Origin of the sequence: Agathobaculum ammoniilyticum (assembly GCF_025567315.1) — a bacterium.
In the GTDB taxonomy this organism is placed as follows: Bacteria; Bacillota; Clostridia; order Oscillospirales; family Butyricicoccaceae; genus Agathobaculum; species Agathobaculum ammoniilyticum.
Genome location: NZ_JAOQJE010000001.1, coordinates 427,708 through 448,456, shown reverse-complemented (window position 1 = coordinate 448,456; position 20,749 = coordinate 427,708). Strand labels below are relative to the sequence as shown.

Below are 20,749 nucleotides of genomic sequence, written 5' to 3'. Positions count from 1 at the left end.
AAATCAGTATAACTTGCTATTACAAGTTATACTGATTTTAAGATAAATCTCTTAGGAAGTCAATATATTTTATGGCTATTTTAATCAATTCATCCCCAATTTTCTCCGTATATTTTTGTGCATTATATCCATTTTCATGACAATCCAAAGCAATAATCAAAAATTGTTATGACAAGTTGCCGAACTGTATGAGCAGCAACCGTTCCAGTTCCCACTCAACCGCACCTGCTCATACCTGACGTTGCAAATGGAAGGAATAAATATCCGAACGGTAATAGCCCAGCTTATACTCCAATGGATGATTTTCATGAGAGGAATACAGTGATCGCAAAACAATCAACGCTTTTCCGTGCGGCAACGAAAGTATCTTTTCCAGCCCCGCATCTGCATTAACCGCTCCTAATGTCTGCTCTACATCCTTTAATCTAATTCCAAGCCTTGCGTACAGGTCGAATGTTGAGAATGCCTGTCCGGCAGCCTCTGCCTGCCTTGCAGCTTCCCACATCCGTTCGCCCAACGCTGTCGGGAAAAAGGATCGATAGTAAACGACTGGTGTCTGCGCCGCATACCCAACCAGATCCAGCGCAGCGCAAGCACTGCCAAGGCGTTCCCGCGCTGCGGCATCGCCTGCCTCCGCTTGGAAGCCGCGCACCCTGGTATAGCCCGTCAACCCTTTTAGCTGGAGCACGCGGCTAAAACTGATGATGCGGTTCAGCTCATGGCTGATATCCGGTGCCTTAACAAAGGTGCCTTTACCATGCACCGCAAACGCCAGGTTTTGCTGAATCAACAGGTTCAAAGCCTGTCGCACGGTGATCCGGCTGACTCCATACTGCTTACACAGGCTGTTCTCCGAGGGAAGCTTATCACCCGGCTTATATTCTCCCTGATAGATCGCATCCGAGAGGCAATTGGCAAGCTGCACATACAATGCAACAACAGAATCATGAACAAGCATTAGTTTTTCCTCTATCTTTTTTATTGCAGTCCAGCCGTTTTCCTGATCAACTGGTCTGTACTTCCATTATAGGTATTTGGAAAAACCAGGTCAAGGGCTGCGACACGGAAAACAGCAGGCCATTCTTCATTCATTTTCAACATTTCACAAACGGCAGAGCGGCGTCTTAATCCACTGTATTTTCTTGATTCGATATGATATATTGTGGTATTATCCTATTACCTGTGCTTTTATGCTCTGAAGGGCGCGTTTCTGGGCCCGTAAATAGACGGCACCGTACACCCTCTCATTCCCCATTTTTTCAACTCCTCCCACACACATTATTATACTCCTATGATTTCTTCCACTTTAATCCAAAAAACCTTGAAGGAGAACAATATTATGGCTTTCAATACTCACATACCATTACATTTCGAGCTGGTAAACAAGGAAAACCGGAAAGAGATTGAAGCTCTGACGGTTTTTTCAGAACAAGCCAGCTTTATTGAGAGCGTAAAGGACTGTTTGCAGGAAGCAGACGAATTGGAGCTATGGCGGCCTGTCGGTATTTACGACGGCAACACACTGGTTGGCTTTTCCATGTACGGTTATTTTCCGGAACCAGCTCCCGGCCAACTATGGCTGGACCGGCTGCTTATTGACAGAAAATACCAGATGAAAGGATACGGAAAGCAGGCAGTGCTTGCCCTGCTTTCCAAACTGTACATGGAGTATTCGAGCAATACCGTATACCTCAGTGTATATGAGAATAACCGTCACGCGATCCAGCTTTATCAGCAGCTTGGCTTCCGTTTCAACGGGGAATATGACGCCAAAGGCGAAAGAATTATGGTTTATTCTTATGAAAAAAGATAAACCGCTGCACGGAGAAGCACCGAACTGCGCGGCTCTGCCGCAGTTCGGTGCTTTCTTTTGCAATGATAGTTTTCTTTATTAATACCATATTCCGTCTATAGCGAAAATCCTCTTGAATTCTGTACTCGGCATGGCTGATGCGATTTGGGCCATGATCATGTAAAGCGGGATAGAATTATATGTGCAGTCAGCCCCGTAACATCCCCGTCCTCCATAAAACCAGCCCCAATCCGTTTACCGTCGTCAAACAGGAGCGCCACAGTAGTCAAGTACAGGGCTCTCCATCCCGGCGGACAAACGGCGTACCTTGGTGAAACATAGGTGTTGGATACATCGTACAGCCAGACGTTGCTCACTCCCTTTTCACACAGCTTGCCTGCCAGCGCCTGCGCTCTCCCAGCTTAGGCTGTAATTCTTGAAATTTCAGAGGAATATGGTAAAATCAAGGGATAGAAAGTGAGGGATTTGGTATGCAGATCCAACAACTGACCTATTTCGTAACCGTCGCGGAGCAGGGCAGCATCAACAAGGCGGCAGAAAGGCTGTTTGTCACCCAGCCTAATCTGAGCAAGGCGATCAGCAATCTTGAGAGCGAACTCAATGTACATATTTTCGACCGTACGAATAAAGGCGTCGTTCTGACCGATGACGGTAAAAAGCTTTATCAGTATGCACGCACCATCCTGAGTCAGATGGAACTGATCCAAGGGCTTTCCTCCAAGGAGCGGCCGCGTCTTCTTTCAATTGCCTCTTATCCAATCATTACCATGGGGCGGCTGATCAGTAAATTCTACAACAATCATAAGCAGGAGGAAATCGCGCTGAAGCTGGTGGAGCAGCGCATGCAGCAGGTAATTGAAAGCGTAGAAAGCGGTGAGGCGGAGATCGGGTTTGTAATGAGCAACAATGTGCAGGTCAAGGAACTCAAGCACATGCTCCACTTCAAAAACCTGGTATTTAATCCCCTGGGGGAGGATACCTGGTATGCCAATGTTGGCCCCAATAGCCCGTTATATGGACGGGATGAGGTCACAATGGCAGAACTGCTGCATTTCCCCATCGTGCGGCTGCCGGATGATTACTTTTCCAACCTTACCTTTTATTTGCAAATCGACGGTATCCGGCTGACCGAGCATAAAAAGGTCGTTTATGTTAATGACAGCGCAGCCATCCTTGCGCTGCTCAGCAAGACCGATATTTTCCGGTTTGGGCCAGGGCTGAGCGCGCCGGATTTTGCAGCATACGATATCCAAAGCATCCCCATACGCAACTGTGACGTAAGGATCAACGTCGGCTGGGTGCAGCGTAAACGGGAGCTTCTCAGCCCGGAGGCTCGGGATTTTGTCCGCCTGCTGGAAGGGTTATATCCGTTGGGAACTATTGAAAATTGAAAAGATAGTTATAACCAGCTATGAAAAATAATTATAGCCGAGTTATAACTATTTTTAATGAGAAGCATTTTAACAGAATCCTTTCGTCAAAACAGAAAAATACTGGCACTGTGTTTGTACACAGTGCCTTTTTATTATTCGAATTGCATAATTTTATTCCGGCTTTTTATATTTTCTTATCATGATGTTGTATTTATAACTGCATTATAACTATTTCGACTTGGACAAACAAAAAATCTGCATGCTATTCTTTTACCAGGCAAAGAAAGGGGGAGTCCTATGACACCGGTTTTGGCACTTACCATTCTGCTGTGCATCTATGCCGCTGGCGAGCTGATCGCGCAGAAGACCAGAGCAGTGTTTTCGACAGTATTAAGCATTGCAATCCTGCTGCTCCTCAGTTTTTGGAGCGGCATCCTGCCGCAGACTATCATCGAGGATGCACAGGTTACCGGATTCGGCAATATTATCGCAGGTCTGCTGATCGTATCCCTCGGCACGACGATCGACTTCCCCGAGCTGCGGCGGCAGTGGAAGGTCGTTGTCATCTCGCTCCTCTGTGTAAGCGGTGCGGTAGCTGCAATTATCGGGATCGGCATACCGCTTGTCGGGCGCAACATGGCAATTTCCAGCGCGCCGATTTTCGCCGGAGGTAGCGCGGCAACACTGATCATGACGACCGCACTGGATGAAAAGGGGCTGACTGCGGCCAGCACACTCTGCATCGCGCTTTATGTAACACAAAAATTTATCGGTGTCCCCATCGCCTCATTTTTGCTTCGGCGCACCGCCAGGCAGTTCCGCGAGAACCAAGCGCTGGTTGCTGAATACAGCGGACCTACACAGGAGTGCCGTGGCACCAAAGCAAGCGGCCCGCTGCAACTTCCTCAGGCGTTCGCCCGCCCATCCGTATATCTGTCAAAGCTGGGCCTAGTTGCACTGGCGGCGCACTATGCGTCCGACCTGACCGGCGGCACTGTTCATTACTTTGTCATGTGCCTGGTCATGGGCGTGATATTCTTCACACTGGGCTTTCTGGAAAAGGGTATTTTAGCAAAGACGCAGGCAGACAGCCTGATTACATTTTTTGTCACCATCCTGATATTTTCCAACCTGGCGGCAGTCACGCCGCAGCAGGTAATATCGGTTTTTCCATCTCTGGTGCTCTGCGCTACGTGCGGTGTGGCAGGCACCGTGCTGACCGGTTTCATCTGCGCGAGGCTGATGCACATTCCCTTTGGGCTTGCTGTAGCCTACGGCATCAGCTGTACGTTCGGTTTCCCGACCACGATGCTCATCCCCCGGGAGGTTTCCGAGGCCTTTGGGCGGACCGAGGAGGAAAAAGCCGCTATTCTCAACTATCTGTTACCTAAAATGCTGACAGCGGGCTTTGTCACCGTTACGATCGCCTCCGTCCTGCTTGCGGGCGTGGCGGTGCAGCTGTTGTGAGTATATAAGATGAAGAAAAAGGAGGAGTAAAGTATGGAACAAGCCTTTGACCAGATCCGCCGCTATATCGACAAACACCGAAAGCCGATGCTCTCCCTATGGGAAGAACTGGTCAACACGGAAAGCGGCTCACGGCAGTTGGAGGGCGTGGAAGCAGTATGCAATATCCTGCGCCGCGAACTGGAGGGGGCAGGCGTAAAAACGCGCACGATTCCCATGGACAATGCGGGCAGCGTTCTGGTTGGCGAATGGGATAACGGAAGCACCAAAGCGCCGCTTCTGTTTATCGGGCATATGGATACCGTATTTAAGGAAGGCGCAGTAAAGGAGAATCCGTTCCGTGTTGATGAGGAGAACTTTGCACATGGCCCCGGCGTCGTGGATATGAAAGCTGGGCTGGTGATTGCAGTCTATGCAATCAAAGCCCTGGCAGAGCTCGGCTTTCATGAGCGTCCAATTAAGTGCGTCTTTGCCGGCGATGAGGAAAACCTGCATATGTTTTCAAACGCTAAGGCGGTTATGGAGGCAGAAGCAAGCGGCGCTCTGGCAGCATTCAATTTTGAAACAGGCTATCTGGACAACCACTTTGTCGTCGGACGCAACGGCGGTGGCCCCGCCCAAATTACGGTGCATGGCGTAGCCGCTCACTCCGGCCTGGCGCCGGAGAAGGGAAGGTCCGCTATTTTGGAGGCGGCACATAAGATCGCCGCCATAGAAGCGCTCAACGATATCCCACGCGGAAAGCTGATCAACTGCGGCAAGGTATCCGGCGGTATTGGCGAAAATACCATTCCGGACACATGTACGATCAACCTTGGGATCCGCTTCCCAACTTCCGAGATCAAAGGTGAGATCCTCACCGCCCTCCAGAGCATTGTGGAGCACCATACCGTGCCCAACACATATGCCGAACTGGATACCAGCCGCCTGATGAACTGCATGGATACGACGGATGGTGTTATGGCCTTGTTCGGACATGTGAAAAAAACCGCAGCGGATTGCGGCTTTGGAGACGTGGACTGTTTCCGTGTCGGCAGCCTTTCAGATTCCGGCATTACTGTCGCCTGTGGAGTACCCACAGTATGCGGCATGGGGGCGCGCGGCGAAAAAAGCCATACACCAGAGGAGCGTGCCGAAGTGGAATCCCTGTTCCAGCGCTGTATGCTTGCCGCCTGCGCGGCCTACACATTACAGGATGATTTCAGGGATAAAGGAAAGGAGGTAAACAAATGAACGAAAAAGAGAAAAATGAGGCGCAGAAAGAAAAAATCGGTATTGGCGCGTGGATTTCACTGGTCATCCTGATTCTTGTGCTGTCTGGTGCCTTTCGCACGGTGGACGGCCCTCTCAAGGTGCTAGACTTTACCAACCTCTCCGGCGCGTTTGGCACGATCGGGGAAACGGGTGCCAATCTGATCGGTTCGGGCGGCACCGGCGCAAAGGACGGCTTCATGGCCGGCTTTAACCTGATCCCAGCAGTTATGTTTTTTTGCGGCTTGCTTGGCGTATTTGAGCAGCTCGGCGCTTTCAAGGCGTCTGACATTGTGTTCCGTCCGCTGCTTCGTCCGCTGATGGGTATTCCGGGCAAATGCGGCATCGCCTTTATCTCCAGCTTCACCGGCTCGGACGTTGCAGCTGTTATGACCCGTGAGCTGTATGAGGAAGGCGACATTACCGATGACGAACGGACGGTTTTTGTCGCCTATCAATACGCCGGCTCTGCGTGTATCAATAACACGATTACTGGCGGTGCGCCGCTTGTAGCGATCTGCCCGGTTGCGCTCGGTCCCTGTATTGTAATTATGGTCGTGTGTAAGCTGATCGGTGCGAATATCGTCCGGTTGATCCTTCGCATGAAGGGCAAAAAGCATAAGGAGGGCAAACTATGAATGCAGAAGTAAAAATAGCAGCAGCCCCTCAGCAGGCAGCCCCCGAAAAAGCCAAAAGGCCTTCGGTCGTCGATACATTCCTGAAAGGATGTGCCAAGGGCTTCAAGGTCGGTATTGAAAACATCACCCCCGCAATGATTCTCGGATATGTTCTGGTTTACATACTGCAGGAAACCGGACTCATGGACCTTCTCGGCACGGTTATGAGTCCAGTGATGGGGCTGTTCGGCCTGCCGGGTGAGGCGTTCGCAGTTTTGATCTCGGCATTTTTCGCCAAGGCATCCGGCTGTGCAACCGCGGCATCCATGTATCAGGCTGGAACCCTGACGCTTGGTCAGGCCTCCATGATGCTGCCTGCCTGTATCCTGATGGGTACGCTGATTGGCCACTATGCGCGTATCGTTTTGGTGACCGGCGCGAACAAAAAATGGCATCCCCTGCTGATCGGCATCTGCCTGCTCGATGCAGCCATCAGCCTGATTATCATGCGCATCATCCTTTCGATGATGGGCGTACAGTAAATGCGGAAAGGAGCGATAACCATGCTTTCCAAGCTGTCCCGCCGGCGCGGTCTGCAATTGGAAGCCCTTGGCAGCGTATTGATCTCTACCGTCATGCTGGCCGACCGCTTTCTGTTTACTCTGCGGGACGGGTTCGTCTTATCTGCAGCGATCGTCTCCGCATTGTTTTTAACTGCTGGCATACGCGTGGTAAAGCGCGCAGATGAACAGGCACAGAACGGCGATCAAGCGCCGGAATAAGCCTCGCTGCTCCCTTTATTTGCCCCACCTCCCGAGAGAGCCCCCCTGAGGAAGAAATTCCTCAGGGGGGCTCTTTTATCCATATTTATCCCATAGGCATTGCATGGGATGGCTGATCTTCACGGGTTCTGCCCCTGGCCTTCATCTCATTATGATGATATCCATGCTATTTCAGTCTTCTGGCATTTCCCAATGAAAGCACGCGTAGTACGGCGCCGCTTTCCGTTTCAGATAATCCGCGTCATCCTTTTTGCCCCAATCATAGAGCCCCTGTCCGGCACTTCGGCCGGTTTTTCCCGCTGCAATCCCATCCAGTACAATCTGCTGGATAGCCCGCGTACCGCACAGGTCGGGGTATACGCTTTTGGCAATATCGCACTCCAGGTTAAAACCTACATCATCAAAGTATTCCAACAGGCCGATCGATGCGTACCGCATACCAACTGCATATTTGATTGCCTTATCCACGTCCTCGACCGAAACCACGCCCTGCTCGACCAGATAAAGCGACTCGCGGAACAGCGCTTGTGCGAATCGGTTGATGATAAAGCCGGGTACGCTCTTATGCAGCGTCACAACCTCGCGATCCAGCTCTTCCAAAAGCCTGCGGGCGCGCCCAATGGTTTCCGGCGTAGTTTTCGGGCCGCCGACCAGCTCCACCAACGGCAGCATATGCGCCGGCTGGAACGGATGGGTAACCACGAAGCGCTCCGGATGCCTCATTTCCGCCGTCAACAGCTCGGCCGAAATCGCGGATGTCGTAGACGCCATCAGGGTTTCAGGCGAAACGATCTCCTCCACCTCACGATAAATCCCACGCTTTACTTCCAGATTTTCAAACGCAGCCTCAAGCACAAACACGCAATCCCTCAGATCAGCCGGATCGGTCGTCAGGATAAAGCGTTTGCGGATCGCCGCACGGTTCTGCTCCGTCGCAAGCCCCTGCTGCACCAGCTCCTCCAGATTCCCCTCCAGAATTGCGCGGCACCGCTTCAGATCTTCCTCATCCAGCCCGACAATGGTCACCCAGCATCCGTGTCCCGCCATCAGCGTCGCCATCCCCGCGCCAACGCGCCCTGCACCGACCACACCAGTTTTGTAATCCAGCATTTTGTTTGCTCCTTTCCATCGTGTCAAAGACTTTCTGCTTTAATTATATAGCAAGAAGCTTGCCAAGTCAAAATACCTTCTCAAAAAGAAGCGATTCGCACAAAAAAACTGCTGGATTTACATTATTCTGACAAAAACCGTTCCTATCTCATACCTTGTCCCGTCGCCCGTTTCACGGCGCGGGCGCTGTTTCATGAAACAGTGAAACACTCCTCCGCGCATAGCGGCGCGTTCCCATCGAGCAACTTCGTTCATGGGGACGCGCCGTTTTGTTAACCCTCAATTCTCCTGCTCCATCTTTTTCAGCTGCCGCCACAGAGTCACGCGGCTAATCCCCAACATCTGTGCAGCGGCAGTCTTATTTCCGTTCGCCGCCTTCAGGGCGGCACAAATCTTTTCCCGCCCAGGCAGCAACTCCTCCCGCATGCCCTCTTCCGACTGTGCAGGAAGCGCGCCGCCCGGCAGGAACCTTTTCAGCGCCCGCGCATCGATCAGATCAATACCCCCACACAAAACCGACAGGCGCTCACAGAAATTACGCAGTTCTCTAATATTCCCCTGCCAGATCTGCTGCTCCAGCAGCCCCTTTGCCTCTTCACTGAAGCAGATTTTCGGCTTGCCCTGCCCGATCTGAAATTCATCCAGAAAAGCCTGCGCCAGCAGGGCGATATCCCCGCCGCGTTCACGCAGTGGCGGCAGTGTCAGATCCAAGACATTCAGGCGGTAGTAGAGATCCTCGCGGAACTCCCCCTTCCGCACCTGCTCATACAGGTTGCGGTTGCTCGCCGCGATAATACGGACATCGATCGGGATCACCTTATCATGCCCGATCCGCATGATCTCACGTTCCTGTATTACACGCAGCAGCCGGCTTTGCAGCGCAAGCGGCATTTCAGAAATCTCATCCAGGAAAATCGTTCCGTTATGTGCGATTTCAAACAGGCCGGCTTTCCCCTCCTTGCTCGCACCGGTGAACGCGCCGTTGACATAGCCGAACAGCTCGCTTTCCAGCAGGCTTTCCGGAATCGCCGCACAGTTGATTGCTACAAAAGGCTGCCCGCAACGCATACTGGCATTATGGATCGACTGGCTGAACAGCTCCTTGCCTGTACCGCTCTCGCCAAAGATCACAATATTGGAATTGGTTTGCGCAAACGCATCCGCCCTGCGGATGCACTCCCGAATCGCCGTGCTTTCCCCGATGATACTGTCAAAGGTGTATTTCGCCGTATGACCCTTATGGTAAAGCTTTCCGCGCAGCTTGCCCTCGGTTTCCTGAATCTGATTGGCGTTCAGGAAGGTCAGCACATAGCCGATCACTTCGTCGCGCAGATTAATTGTGATTTTCTTAAATGAAAGGTGAGTCTGGTGGTATTCTATAATTTCATCAATATAATCGTTAGGCCGGTTGACCAGACGAGCGATCTGCGGTGACCGCAGCACTTCCCGTACCGGCATGCCAAGGAACCAGTCCCCCGGCGTGATATTCAGGATACGCTGTGCCGCTCGATTCATCGCCGAAATATTCCGGTTCTGGTCCAGGGCAATCAGCCCCTCGAACGCGTTGTCCACCATTGCGGTGCGCAGCAGATTCTGCTCCCGCGCCTCCCTGCTCGCTGCACCGAGCTGCTTGGCGGCTGTGATCGCATTCCAGATCGAGCTTCTTCCTGATGTGAGCAGCATCGTCTGGGCATCAAGGTTCCGGGCATAGATGCATCCGCGCATACCGCCCAGAATGACCTTTTTTCCATCCTCAACCGCACGCACAACCGCTCGGTATACCTCCTCGTCTGTATTTTCTTCCAGATAATAGGGCGTTACATCCACGCCGATACGCTGGGCGGTTTCCTCGATCCCAAGAATCATATTGGTAGAGCCTATGATTCCGGCAGGCGCAGCGCCATACAGCTCTTTCAGCTTATACAATACGTTCAATATATCTTCGCCGGAAATCACCAGCTCAACAATTGGGATCGGCCCTCCCCGGCGCTTCAGATCGAACGCCAGCGCCCCCCGTGCAATGATCACATCGGCGTCCAGATTCTGTGACAGCGCCTGCGCTGTCGTCGGCGCTAAAACCGCGCAGAAATCATATTCCCGCCCATTCCCCGCGCGTCCGGTTTCCATCCCCTCGGCAAAAACCTCTTCCGCCTGTTCCTTTAGCTCCTCAAACGGCGCTAATAATACGATACGAATCATTTCTTTCTCCTCTACTCTTTCCGGCGATGCAACATCGTTTCACGTTTCGTTACGTCTCGTTACAGCACGTTGCAACAACCATACCATATGTTCCGCCCATTATCAAGCCCTTTCTGTTTATTTTGAACAACCAGAAAAGTTTTACTTTGTCGGAGAAGGAATTATTTTGTCTGTCCTGCTTTTTGGCATGCTTCCTGCTCTTTAACAGGGCGAACGCAAAACAGCGTATCTATAAATAAAGGAGGTCTTTGCTTATGAAACTTCAAGTCCTGATCCCTTCCGACATTTCAGAAGCCGGCAAGCAGTATCTGCGCGACCGGGGTTATGAAATCAAGATGGGGCGCGGGCTGGACGAGGACACCATCATCGCCGATGCACAGGGCTGCGATGCGATGCTGGTGCGGAATGAGCCCATCACCCGCCGGATCCTGGAGAACATCCCTTCCGTAAAGGTGATCAGCAAGCACGGTGTAGGGCTGGACAAAATTGACCTGGAGGCTGCCGCCGAGCAGAACATTTGGGTAACAAACGGTCCCCTTTCCAATGCAATCGCCGTGGCGGAGCATACCATGATGCTGCTTCTGGCCTGTGCCAAAAAGCTGGTACGGTTCGATTTGGCGATCCGTTCGGGCGACTACAACATCCGCAATACCATGAAAGGTATGGATGTAGAGGGGAAAACCATCGGTATCATCGGCTGCGGTAAGATCGGTTCCATGGTTGCAAAGAAATGCGTGCATGGTTTTGATATGAAGGCGGTCGGCTATGATCCCTTCGTTCCAGCGGAAGCGCGCCTGCCAGAGATCGAGTATGTCGATACGATGGAAGAGGTTTTCCGCAGGGCCGATTTTGTTTCCCTCCATGTCCCAGCCACCAAGGATAATGCGGGCTTTGTCAACAAGGATATGCTCTCTTTGATGAAGCCTACGGCATACCTGCTCAATGCCGCGCGCGGCACAATTGTCAATGAAGCCGATCTGTACGAAGCGCTGCACAGCGGTCGGATCGCCGGCGCCGGTCTGGATGTATATGCACAGGAACCCCCCGCTGCCGACAATCCGCTGTTTACGCTTCCCAACATCACAGTGACGCCACATAACGCCTCCCTGACGCATGAAACCACCGATCGCATGGGCCTGCACGCCGCGCAGGGTATCGACGAAGTGCTCTCCGGCGGCGCCCCGACATGGCCGTGCGTTACGCCGAAGAAGCCGAGGTAGCCTTTTCAAAAGGAGGAAATATGTATCAGCTTAGGAGTAAAAAATACGATATCGTCATAAAAAACGGCACTTTAATTGATACAATTGGCGATTTTGAAAAAAAAGAAGATCTTGCCGTCGTCGCCGGTAAGATTGCCGCTATTGGCACCATCTCAACAAACGATGCCAAGATGTGCATCAACGCAGAGGGATGTTATGTTTCTGCCGGGCTGATCGATTACCATTGTCATGTATTCCACGGTGGCGATTGGGCGAGCTGCTCCGCCGAGGCTTATGCATTGCCAAATGGAGTGACTACATTAGTGGATGCCGGCTCGGCGGGCTGTGGTGGCTTCCCGATATTTTGGAATAGTGTAGCAGCACGCAGCTTAGTGAATGTAAAGGCATATATCTTTGTCGGAACAGGCGGTCAAGTAGGTCTGGGTTGTGTGGAGGATGAAAATCCAGATCATATTAATCGGGACGGCATTGTGGAGCTTTGTCAGAAGTATCCAAATGAGATAGTTGGTATAAAAATTAAGATTGATAAGGATCATCTGGCACCATATGGCATTGAGCCTCTCTGCGAGGCCATACGTCTGGGCGAGGAAACAGGGCTTCGCATCTCTGCTCATGCCACGGATCCCATCGTTCCTGTTGACGAGTTCATTGACCTATTCCGTCCTGGAGATATTTACTGTCACATGTTCCATGAAACCGGCGAGGGCATTCTGGATGAGTCTGGAAACGTACGAAGCAGTATCCGCCATGCGCGTGAACGCGGTGTTTTATTCGACGCAGCACACGGGAAAACCAATAACTTTTCCCTTTCCTGTGCAAAGAAAGCAATTGATCAAGGTTTTCTGCCGGATATCATTAGCTCGGATTATACCAAAATCTCACTCTCCGCACGCTATCCTTTCACAATGATGCTGTCAGAATATCTCAACCTCGGTATGTCTTTCACCGAAGTCCTGCGATGCTGCACCGAAAATCCAGCAAAGCTTTTGTACGGGCGCTCAGCCCCTTTCCTTGCACTTGGCGAAGCAGCGGACCTTGCCATATTAAAAATCGCGGAACGTCCGGTCACTTTCTGGGATCACTACGGCAATCTGGTTCACGGTGATCAACTGATCGAAAACAAGATGACCATTTGCAACGGTGAAATTTTGTTCGATCAGCTGGAAGATAAATATCAGAAATTTGCTTAACAAAACAAAGGAGAAAGAGAATGAAACTGAGAAAAATCTGCGCACTGTTTCTGGCTTCAAGCCTTTTACTTTCGGTCGCAGCCTGTGCGCCGAATACGACTGTGGAAAGTAACAATGACGGCGGTGAAACATCCGCAAACACCGAAGCCAAGGTATTCACCATAGGTCATTCCAACCCTGCGGATCCAGATGACCAATATCATTATTTCTGTGAGCAGCTCAATAAAAATCTGCAAGAGATCTGCGATGGTGCTATTCAGTTTGAAATCTTCTCAGATAGCCAGTTCGGTACTGAAACTGAGATGTTTCAAGCAGTCAGTGACGGCTCGCTGGATGCGGTCTGCATTTCCAACAATATCGTTTCCGGTAGCATTCCGCAGTTACAGGTGCTTGACCTGCCATATTTCTTCGATAGCGAAGATGAGTATCAGTTCCTGGTTGATAACGAAGACTTCCTAAATGAAATCACCCCGATTTATGAAGGCACCTGGAACATGCACCAGTTTGCACCGGTACTCGATGCTTCTTGGCGTACTTTGTTCACCAAGGGTAAGGCTGTTAAAACATTTGAGGATATGAAGGATCTCAAGGTCCGTGTTACTACCAACCGCGTGCATGAGGCCGCTTACAAAGCTCTGGGAACCATCCCCTCGGTTATCGCATGGAACGAATGCTATACCGCCTTCCAGCAGGGTGTTATCGACGGCCTGGACGTTGGTGTTCCGATCGCCGCTACCATGGGCTTCTACGAAGTATCCGATTACTGCACGCGCGTCAATCCGTTCCCGATCCTGTGCTGGCCGATGATCAACATGGATGTCTGGAACTCCCTGACCGAAGAGGAGCAGGGCTGGATCACCGAGGCTGGTTATGATGCCGCAATGGCCCAGCGCACCCATCAGCGTGAGATGGAGGTTTCTTTTACGGAAATGGAAGAGGAAGCAGGCATTGAATTCTTTGAGCCCGACCTTACTCCGTTCAAAGAAGCAACTGCCAGTGTACGCGATCAGTTCAAGCCTGAAATCGGCGAAGACTTTTACACCATGTGCGTAAATCTGGTGGAAGAGTATCGCGCAGGCAAGTAAACCACATTGCTGCCCGGTGTGTGCTGAAGGCTGCACCGGGCAGCCCCCCCCCCTTATAGTCTGCGAAAGGAGATGAATATGTATGCAGTGGGCGAAGCGTCTGGACCATAGCGTTCAAAAAATCAATGCAGCGCTGATGGTTCTCGCCTGTATATTCCTCGGCATCCTAGTCGTTACCTGTATCATGATGGTTCTCACCCGCTTTATCCCGAATTTTACCCTGACCGGTCTGGAGGAAATTGCTCGATATGCTTTTATTTTCCTTACCTTCTTTGCAGCGGGTGCCGGAACTGGAAGTAACGCACACCCAGGTTTGACTCTTTTGCGTGACGCACTACCGAAAAAAGGCCGGTTTGCCTTGGATCTGATCGTTTATTTGCTAATCGCACTGTTTGGTGTTATTTTCATCGTTTGCGGTTATCAGGCTGCTATGGGCGTCAGCAAGCTAATTTCTACGTCTTGGCGCATTCCAATGCCGATTATCTATTTTTCAGCGGTGCTGGGCGGCATTTTTATTACTGGGAACACGATCAATAACGTGATCCAGCTAATCGTATGCGGCGATGACAAGCGCAGCACAGAAATCGAAGAAGTTCAGATTGTTGCTGCACAGCAGGCAGAAGGAGGGAAAAACAAATGACATCGGCTCTTATCCTGTTTGGTTTGTTGTTCCTCCTGCTTGCACTCTGTGTGCCGGTAGGATATGCCATTGGTTTGGCATGCTGCGGCCTTGCGTTATTTACCGGAACCTGCGACTTATCCATGATCCCGGCCAAGATGATTACCGGCAACGATTCCTTTATTTTTTTAGCGGTCCCGATGTTCACCTTTGCAGGATACCTGATGGAAGCCGGCAATATCACTGAGCGTCTGGTCGACTGGGTCAACAAGGTATTCGGCCGTCTTCCTGGCAGTATGGGTGCGGTCGCGATTATCACCTGTGCGATTTTCGCAGCATTAACCGGCTCGGGCGCTGCAACGACAGCAGCCGTTGGCGCTATCATGTTCCCGCTGATGATCAAGGCACAGTACAGCAAAGACGCATCTGCCGGTATTATCGCCTCCGGCGCGGTACTCGGCCCAGTTATTCCTCCCAGTATCCCGATGATTATTTACGGTTCTGCCATGGGCGTATCCATTTCGGACATGTTCCTTGGCGGCGTTATTCCTGGAGTTCTTATGGCAGGTTCTTTCCTGCTGTACAACACTTGGTATGCGATTAAGCATCAGTTACCACGCAGCACAACAAAATATTCTCTATACGACATTCTGAAAGCAACATGGCACAGCTTGGGCGTTCTGATGCTACCAGTTATTATTCTCGGAGGTATATATTCCGGCCTTTTCACCCCCACTGAAGCAGCTGCAGTTGCAATCGCTTATACTACAGCTCTAATGATCGCGTACGGCCGCTTCACTTTCAAGCGGTACCTGCAGGTTATGAAGCGTACAGCAAGCACAACCGGCGTTATTATGCTAATTGTTGCACTTTCCAACGCATTTTCTTTCCTGCTGACCAAGGAACGTATCCCGTCCAAACTGACATCGGCCGTTGTTCCCATGTTAGGTAATGCATACATTTATCTGGCAGTTGTAATCATTATATTCCTGATTGCAGGCGCACTAATGGATACTGCGCCAGCACTGCTTATTCTGGCGCCTATCCTGGTCCCTATCGGCGTAGAGTTCGGACTGAGCGAACTCCATCTCGGCGTATTGATGTGTATCGTTATGATCTGCGGCCTGATCACACCGCCATTCGGGCTGAACCTGTTTACAATATCGTCCACGTCGGGCGTATCTTTTGAACAGGCTACCAAGGGTGCAGCGCCTATGATTATATGTTGTGTTATCATCTGCATCCTGTGTGCCTATATCCCTGGTTTAATTACATTCCTGCCATCCCTTGTGGGCGGATGATTGCCCCATCCTTTCTATATTCCATCAACTGACAATAAGACTTGGAAAGAGGTTCTTTAATGTTTAATCTTCAAAAAATCACCGATAAAATCGCTGCCGGAAAGGTTCCGGTTGGCTCCCACGTTGGCTTTGACAGCCCGTTTCTTACCGAAGCTCTCGCAGGCTGCGGCTTCGATTTCATCTGGATCGATGCGGAGCATTCCGCCATCGACAAGAAAGATATCCAAAACCATCTGCTCGCATGCCGCGCAGCAGGTGTGGCCGGTATCGTCCGTGTCCCGTGGAACGATCATGTTTTTATCAAAAGCGTTCTCGACATGGGTGCAGACGGTATCATCGTGCCGATGGTGCGCTCGCTGGAGGAGGCCCGAACAGCCGCCGCAGCAACGCACTATCCTCCGAACGGTGTACGCGGCATGGGAACACGCCGTGCGGTCAACTACTCGATGTGGGACAAGGCAGAGTACACCGCCAATGAGGATAAGCACATCTGGACGATCGTGCAAATCGAGCATGTTGACGTGGTCAAGGATCTGGAGGCTATCGCGGCACTGCCCGGCATCTCTGGCTTTGTCATCGGCCCGAACGACTATGCCATGAGCATGAACACGCAGGAGCACCGCTATACAGCCGCTTCCCCTGAAGCCAAGTCTGAATTTGACAGGATCGGTGAAATCCTACGTAAGACCGGCAAGCCTTTCGGTGTTTCCGGCGCATACAGCGAACAGTTTGTCAAGGATTGGCTCGGCCGAGGTGCCAACTGGCTGTGCATGAACTTCGACTTTAACTACATCGTTAACGGCGGCAAGGCGGTCCTGAAAGGCACACATGAGACTCTGGACGCGCTTGGACAGGCCTATTGAGCCAGAACACAGCAAGGGGGCTCCGAAAATGGAATGTCTGACAAATGCACAGCTGGAAGCGCTGCGCGAATTTGACACCCCGACCATCTGCAACGCCATCGAAGGCTTCGGCGTGCGCGCCAAAACCACAGGCTATACCGATACCAGTCTGCGCCTGCGCGTCAGCATGGAGGATAAGCCGATGGTCGGCTATGCCCGAACGGGCATCATTTCCGCACGGTATCCGGCGGACACCCGGCACAATGAGGTGATGCGGGCATACTACAAGCAGTATGAAGGCTTCGATCAGCCGCAGGTCGCGGTGATTCAGGATCTCGACCCGCAGCCGGTCGGCTCGTTCTGGGGCGACGTGCAGGCGACCGTCCATCGGGCGCTCGGCTGCGTTGGTACGGTCACCTCGGGCGGCGTCCGCGATGTGGCGGAGGTCGCGAAGGTTGGCTTCTACCTGTTCTCCCGGGAGATCCTGATCTCCCACGCGTACATCCATATGGTCGAGGCCGGTGGAACGGTGGAGGTCTGCGGCATGGAGGTCCATCCCGGCGACCTGATCCACGCGGATTGTCATGGCGCGATCGTAATTCCTCACGAGATCGCCCCCCGTCTGGCCGCCGCGTGCCGGCAGGCGGTAGAGGCAGAGGACGCCCTTCTGCTCCCCTGCCGGAAAGCGCTGTCGGAGGGCCGCCGCGTCACTGCGGATGAAGTCATGGCATGGCGTGCGGAAATGACCCGCCGCCGCGCCGCAATCGGCAAGTAAAGGAGGCCGTATGTTTCAGGAACAAAAAATTAAGGAAATCGCCCGGCAGATCCGCCGCGATATCGTTACCATGATACACGCAGCCGGCTCCGGTCATCCGGGCGGCTCTCTTTCTGCCGCCGATCTGCTCGCGACGCTGTATTTCACGGACCAGTTCCGCTGCGACCCTTCCTCCCCGAATTGGGCAGAGCGCGACCGGTTCATCCTTTCCAAGGGGCATACCGCGCCGGTAATTTACAGTGTGCTCGCACGCCGTGGCTTTTTCCCTCCTGAGGAGCTGCTCACGCTGCGCCGCTTCGGCTCCCGCCTTCAGGGACACCCCAAAAAGGATGCGACGCCCGGCTTGGACTGTTCCTCCGGTTCGCTCGGTCAAGGGCTCAGCATTGCAAACGGTATTGCCTTTGCGTTGCAGCGGCGCGGTTCGGACGCGCGCGTCTACTGCCTGATGGGTGATGGAGAGCTACAGGAAGGCCAGGCATGGGAGGCGGCAATGTTTGCCCCCCAGCACGGGCTGGACAATATATGCGCCCTCGTCGACTACAACAACGTTCAGCTTGACGGCCGCGTCGATGAGATCAAGGAGGTACAGCCGCTCCGCGAAAAGTGGGAGGCTTTCCGCTGGAACGTGATAGAAACGGACGGGCACGACGTCAGCGCGATTTACTCCGCCTATCAGGCCGCACGCGCCTGTAAGGGCAGGCCGACCGTTATACTCGCCCAATGCGTAAAGGGCAAGGGCGTTTCCTATATGGAAAACAGCGCAAAATGGCATGGAACCGCGCCAAATGATGAAGAATATGCACAGGCGATGGCAGAGCTGGAGGTGGAAGCATGAAGGATACGCCTATGCGCGACGGATACGGCAAAGCGCTCCTTGAACTCAGCCGTCTGCATGAGGATGTGATGGTTCTGGATGCGGACGTGGCTAAATCCACCCGTTCGGAATGGGTCAAGCAGGAAAACCCCTCATACTTTTTGGATTGCGGCATTTCCGAACAGGATATGGTCGGCACAGCCGCCGGCATGGCCCTTGCCGGGCTTACCCCCTTTGTATCAACCTACGGCGTGTTCCTTGCGGGCCGCGCCTGGGATCAGATCCGCAACACCGTCTGCTATAACCACCTGAACGTTAAGCTCGCGGGGGCGCATGGCGGCATCTCGGTCGGGCCGGATGGTGCCACACATCAGGCGCTTGAGGACGTGGCGCTGATGCGCACTTTGCCGGGTATGACGGTTGTCGTCCCCTGCGACGCAATCGAGACCCGCAAGGCGACGCTTGCCCTGTATGACCACCCTGGGCCGTGCTTTATCCGCTTCGGCCGCGAAGCGGTCCCTGTCATAACGGATGAGGACACTCCTTTTGTACTCGGTAAAAACCGTCTGGTATGCGACGGCAGCGATATGGTATTCCTCGCAAACGGTTACCTTGTCCATCAGGCGATGCGGGCTGCGGAGCAGCTCTCTGCCGAAGGCATTTCTGCCCGCGTCGTCAACGTGCATACCGTCAAGCCTCTTGACCGTGAGGATGTCATCCGGCACGCCTCGGAAACCGGCGCTGTTGTTACCTGCGAGGAGCATCAGGTCATCGGTGGGCTGGGCAGCGCGGTATGCGAGACGCTTTCGGAGAGCGTCTGCGTACCGGTCGAGCGTATCGGCGTGCAGGACAGCTTTGGCGAATCCGGCACTCCGGAGGAGCTGATCGACAAGTACGGCCTCGGCGTAGATTCCCTGTGCGCAGCAGCGCGGCGGGCCGTGCAGCGCAAAACGTCCCGTTAAAAATTTCCCCTTAAGAACAGGAGTTGTCATGGATATCCATGCAAAACAAAGCCTTTCGCAAAAGCAAACCCTGTCCCACGCACAGGTACAATCTCTGAACGTGCTTGCCATGACCGGAGACGAACTCGAGCGGTTCCTCCAGCGCGAGCTGGAGGATAACCCGTTACTCGAACCGCCCGAATACACCGACAGCTCTTTTTCCGAACCATTTTCCCTTTCGGGACACGGCGCACCCTCCGAAGCTCCGGAACACGGAGACATCCCGCTCCCCGATCGTCCGTCCCTTCGCGACCATCTGCTCAGCCAGCTCAACGAGCGCTCCATGTCGTCTGCCGAATGGGGCTGCATGCAGTTTTTGATTGATTCGCTCAGCGCGCAGGGCTTTCTGGACGTTTCCACACAAGAGGTTTCCCAACTCCTGCATCTGCATCCTGAGCAGGTATCGCGCTGCATGGCGCGTCTCCGCTCTCTGGAACCGCCAGGCATCGGCGCGCACGACATCGGCGACTGTCTGTTTCTGCAACTGGAGCGGCTGGGTCTCGGGAATACCGCCTTTGATACCTTGCTGCACTCCTACCTGGAGGATCTCGCAGCCGGGCGCTTTTCCAAAATCACACAGGAAGCCGGTATTTCCAAGCTTGTCCAGCGGCGCTGCCTGGAGGCGGTCCGCCATCTTGACCCGCATCCCGCCGCAGCCTTTACCGGTGGCCAGACGCAATACATCGTTCCGGATCTGGTGTGCAGCTACACCGATGGAGAATGGAATATACATATCAATGACCGCTGGATGGGTTCGGTTGGCATATCCACGCTGTATGACAGGCTGCTCCGTTCGGACGACCGGCCGGAGGTCAAGGCTTACTATGCCGAACGGCTCGCACAGGCCAAATTTGTGCTTACCTGCATCGAAAAACGCCGCGCAACCCTTACCGAAATCGCCAGCCGCGTTGTGGTCTGGCAAAGTGATTATCTGCTATATGGCAAGCCGCTGAAAACTCTTACCTTTCATCAGCTGGCGGCAGCGATGGGTGTGCATGAATCTACCGTCAGCCGCGGTGTGCGGGACAAATATATCCAGACCCCGCGTAAAACCCTGCCGCTGCGCGACCTGTTCACCGTGTCTCTTGATGCAGAACAGGGCATCAGTCAGGCGCAGGCTATGCAGGCATTGCGAAAGCTGATTGAGGAGGAAGATAAACACACGCCGCTGAGCGATCAGGCGCTGATGGAACGGCTGAAGGCGGAGGGTATCCCGCTTGCCCGCCGCACAATTGCAAAATACCGTGAATCGCTTGGGATCCCATCCGCAGCCCAGCGAAAACGTTGAAA

20 protein-coding genes are annotated in these 20,749 nt (G+C 52.9%); 17 read left to right on the top strand and 3 right to left on the bottom strand.

Features of this window, described 5'->3' with window-relative positions; translation table 11 throughout:
- Nucleotides 1–229: 229 nt before the first annotated feature.
- Nucleotides 230–958 (bottom strand): GntR family transcriptional regulator, encoded by a 729-nt coding sequence (locus OCV66_RS02220; protein WP_054327850.1) that lies wholly within the window; start codon nt 956–958, stop codon nt 230–232.
- A 381-nt stretch (nt 959–1,339) separates the two neighbouring features.
- Between OCV66_RS02220 and OCV66_RS02215 the strand changes: the two genes are divergently transcribed.
- From OCV66_RS02215 to OCV66_RS02185, 7 genes are all read left to right on the top strand, one after another.
- Nucleotides 1,340–1,813 (top strand): GNAT family N-acetyltransferase, encoded by a 474-nt coding sequence (locus tag OCV66_RS02215; protein ID WP_054327849.1) that lies wholly within the window; start codon nt 1,340–1,342, stop codon nt 1,811–1,813.
- A 470-nt stretch (nt 1,814–2,283) separates the two neighbouring features.
- The gene (locus OCV66_RS02210; protein ID WP_107631573.1) at nt 2,284–3,204 is read left to right on the top strand and encodes a LysR family transcriptional regulator; all 921 of its coding nucleotides are present in this window, start codon (nt 2,284–2,286) and stop codon (nt 3,202–3,204) included.
- 279 nt (nt 3,205–3,483) lie between these two features.
- Complete coding sequence (locus tag OCV66_RS02205; RefSeq protein WP_054327848.1) at nt 3,484–4,653, top strand: hypothetical protein; 1,170 nt, start codon at nt 3,484–3,486, stop codon at nt 4,651–4,653.
- 33 nt (nt 4,654–4,686) lie between these two features.
- A complete protein-coding gene (locus OCV66_RS02200) occupies nt 4,687–5,886 on the top strand; it encodes a M20/M25/M40 family metallo-hydrolase (protein ID WP_107631571.1) in 1,200 nt (399 codons plus the stop codon).
- Nucleotides 5,883–6,542: a nucleoside recognition domain-containing protein gene (locus OCV66_RS02195; protein ID WP_107631570.1), complete on the top strand. Its 660-nt coding sequence runs from the start codon at nt 5,883–5,885 to the stop codon at nt 6,540–6,542. The genes OCV66_RS02200 and OCV66_RS02195 overlap by 4 nt, the downstream gene beginning before the upstream one ends.
- Nucleotides 6,539–7,063: a nucleoside recognition domain-containing protein gene (locus tag OCV66_RS02190; protein WP_054327847.1), complete on the top strand. Its 525-nt coding sequence runs from the start codon at nt 6,539–6,541 to the stop codon at nt 7,061–7,063. The genes OCV66_RS02195 and OCV66_RS02190 overlap by 4 nt, the downstream gene beginning before the upstream one ends.
- Before the next feature lie 21 nt (nt 7,064–7,084).
- Complete coding sequence (locus tag OCV66_RS02185) at nt 7,085–7,303, top strand: hypothetical protein (RefSeq protein WP_054327846.1); 219 nt, start codon at nt 7,085–7,087, stop codon at nt 7,301–7,303.
- A gap of 171 nt (nt 7,304–7,474) precedes the next feature.
- Here OCV66_RS02185 and OCV66_RS02180 read toward each other — a convergent pair whose 3' ends face one another.
- Together OCV66_RS02180 and OCV66_RS02175 are read right to left on the bottom strand one after the other, a co-directional pair.
- Nucleotides 7,475–8,413 carry a 3-hydroxyacyl-CoA dehydrogenase family protein gene (locus OCV66_RS02180; protein WP_054327845.1) on the bottom strand — a complete coding sequence of 313 codons (939 nt, stop codon included), beginning with the start codon at nt 8,411–8,413 and terminating at the stop codon, nt 7,475–7,477.
- A gap of 279 nt (nt 8,414–8,692) precedes the next feature.
- Entirely contained in the window at nt 8,693–10,612 is a 1,920-nt protein-coding gene (locus OCV66_RS02175) for a sigma 54-interacting transcriptional regulator (RefSeq protein WP_107631569.1), read from the bottom strand.
- A gap of 254 nt (nt 10,613–10,866) precedes the next feature.
- Between OCV66_RS02175 and OCV66_RS02170 the strand changes: the two genes are divergently transcribed.
- From OCV66_RS02170 to rpoN, 10 genes are all read left to right on the top strand, one after another.
- The gene (locus OCV66_RS02170; RefSeq protein ID WP_054327843.1) at nt 10,867–11,832 is read left to right on the top strand and encodes a hydroxyacid dehydrogenase; all 966 of its coding nucleotides are present in this window, start codon (nt 10,867–10,869) and stop codon (nt 11,830–11,832) included.
- Nucleotides 11,799–13,022 (top strand): amidohydrolase family protein, encoded by a 1,224-nt coding sequence (locus OCV66_RS02165; RefSeq protein ID WP_147573722.1) that lies wholly within the window; start codon nt 11,799–11,801, stop codon nt 13,020–13,022. The genes OCV66_RS02170 and OCV66_RS02165 overlap by 34 nt, the downstream gene beginning before the upstream one ends.
- Nucleotides 13,023–13,042: 20 nt before the next feature.
- Nucleotides 13,043–14,107 carry a TRAP transporter substrate-binding protein gene (locus tag OCV66_RS02160; protein ID WP_054327840.1) on the top strand — a complete coding sequence of 355 codons (1,065 nt, stop codon included), beginning with the start codon at nt 13,043–13,045 and terminating at the stop codon, nt 14,105–14,107.
- Nucleotides 14,108–14,189: 82 nt separating this feature from the next.
- Entirely contained in the window at nt 14,190–14,747 is a 558-nt protein-coding gene (locus OCV66_RS02155; protein WP_054327839.1) for a TRAP transporter small permease, read from the top strand.
- Nucleotides 14,744–16,027 (top strand): TRAP transporter large permease, encoded by a 1,284-nt coding sequence (locus OCV66_RS02150; protein WP_054327838.1) that lies wholly within the window; start codon nt 14,744–14,746, stop codon nt 16,025–16,027. Before OCV66_RS02155 ends, OCV66_RS02150 begins: the two co-directional genes overlap by 4 nt.
- A gap of 59 nt (nt 16,028–16,086) precedes the next feature.
- Nucleotides 16,087–16,890 carry an HpcH/HpaI aldolase family protein gene (locus tag OCV66_RS02145; protein WP_107631567.1) on the top strand — a complete coding sequence of 268 codons (804 nt, stop codon included), beginning with the start codon at nt 16,087–16,089 and terminating at the stop codon, nt 16,888–16,890.
- Between the two features lie 28 nt (nt 16,891–16,918).
- Nucleotides 16,919–17,644 carry an RraA family protein gene (locus OCV66_RS02140; RefSeq protein ID WP_054327835.1) on the top strand — a complete coding sequence of 242 codons (726 nt, stop codon included), beginning with the start codon at nt 16,919–16,921 and terminating at the stop codon, nt 17,642–17,644.
- Nucleotides 17,645–17,654: 10 nt separating this feature from the next.
- Entirely contained in the window at nt 17,655–18,479 is an 825-nt protein-coding gene (locus OCV66_RS02135; protein WP_147573721.1) for a transketolase, read from the top strand.
- Complete coding sequence (locus OCV66_RS02130; RefSeq protein WP_054327833.1) at nt 18,476–19,420, top strand: transketolase family protein; 945 nt, start codon at nt 18,476–18,478, stop codon at nt 19,418–19,420. The genes OCV66_RS02135 and OCV66_RS02130 overlap by 4 nt, the downstream gene beginning before the upstream one ends.
- 28 nt (nt 19,421–19,448) lie before the next feature.
- Nucleotides 19,449–20,747: an RNA polymerase factor sigma-54 gene (rpoN, locus tag OCV66_RS02125; RefSeq protein WP_147573720.1), complete on the top strand. Its 1,299-nt coding sequence runs from the start codon at nt 19,449–19,451 to the stop codon at nt 20,745–20,747.
- The last annotated feature ends 2 nt before the right edge of the window (nt 20,748–20,749 follow it).

Excerpts from the sequence above, each read along its gene's own strand:
- OCV66_RS02220 (WP_054327850.1), bottom strand. The coding sequence starts at position 958 with ATGCTTGTTCATGATTCTGTTGTTGCATTGTATGTGCAGCTTGCCAAT.
- OCV66_RS02215 (WP_054327849.1), top strand. The coding sequence starts at position 1,340 with ATGGCTTTCAATACTCACATACCATTACATTTCGAGCTGGTAAACAAG.
- OCV66_RS02210 (WP_107631573.1), top strand. The coding sequence starts at position 2,284 with ATGCAGATCCAACAACTGACCTATTTCGTAACCGTCGCGGAGCAGGGC.
- OCV66_RS02205 (WP_054327848.1), top strand. The coding sequence starts at position 3,484 with ATGACACCGGTTTTGGCACTTACCATTCTGCTGTGCATCTATGCCGCT.
- OCV66_RS02200 (WP_107631571.1), top strand. The coding sequence starts at position 4,687 with ATGGAACAAGCCTTTGACCAGATCCGCCGCTATATCGACAAACACCGA.
- OCV66_RS02195 (WP_107631570.1), top strand. The coding sequence starts at position 5,883 with ATGAACGAAAAAGAGAAAAATGAGGCGCAGAAAGAAAAAATCGGTATT.
- OCV66_RS02190 (WP_054327847.1), top strand. The coding sequence starts at position 6,539 with ATGAATGCAGAAGTAAAAATAGCAGCAGCCCCTCAGCAGGCAGCCCCC.
- OCV66_RS02185 (WP_054327846.1), top strand. The coding sequence starts at position 7,085 with ATGCTTTCCAAGCTGTCCCGCCGGCGCGGTCTGCAATTGGAAGCCCTT.
- OCV66_RS02180 (WP_054327845.1), bottom strand. The coding sequence starts at position 8,413 with ATGCTGGATTACAAAACTGGTGTGGTCGGTGCAGGGCGCGTTGGCGCG.
- OCV66_RS02175 (WP_107631569.1), bottom strand. The coding sequence starts at position 10,612 with ATGATTCGTATCGTATTATTAGCGCCGTTTGAGGAGCTAAAGGAACAG.
- OCV66_RS02170 (WP_054327843.1), top strand. The coding sequence starts at position 10,867 with ATGAAACTTCAAGTCCTGATCCCTTCCGACATTTCAGAAGCCGGCAAG.
- OCV66_RS02165 (WP_147573722.1), top strand. The coding sequence starts at position 11,799 with ATGGCCGTGCGTTACGCCGAAGAAGCCGAGGTAGCCTTTTCAAAAGGA.
- OCV66_RS02160 (WP_054327840.1), top strand. The coding sequence starts at position 13,043 with ATGAAACTGAGAAAAATCTGCGCACTGTTTCTGGCTTCAAGCCTTTTA.
- OCV66_RS02155 (WP_054327839.1), top strand. The coding sequence starts at position 14,190 with ATGCAGTGGGCGAAGCGTCTGGACCATAGCGTTCAAAAAATCAATGCA.
- OCV66_RS02150 (WP_054327838.1), top strand. The coding sequence starts at position 14,744 with ATGACATCGGCTCTTATCCTGTTTGGTTTGTTGTTCCTCCTGCTTGCA.
- OCV66_RS02145 (WP_107631567.1), top strand. The coding sequence starts at position 16,087 with ATGTTTAATCTTCAAAAAATCACCGATAAAATCGCTGCCGGAAAGGTT.
- OCV66_RS02140 (WP_054327835.1), top strand. The coding sequence starts at position 16,919 with ATGGAATGTCTGACAAATGCACAGCTGGAAGCGCTGCGCGAATTTGAC.
- OCV66_RS02135 (WP_147573721.1), top strand. The coding sequence starts at position 17,655 with ATGTTTCAGGAACAAAAAATTAAGGAAATCGCCCGGCAGATCCGCCGC.
- OCV66_RS02130 (WP_054327833.1), top strand. The coding sequence starts at position 18,476 with ATGAAGGATACGCCTATGCGCGACGGATACGGCAAAGCGCTCCTTGAA.
- rpoN (WP_147573720.1), top strand. The coding sequence starts at position 19,449 with ATGGATATCCATGCAAAACAAAGCCTTTCGCAAAAGCAAACCCTGTCC.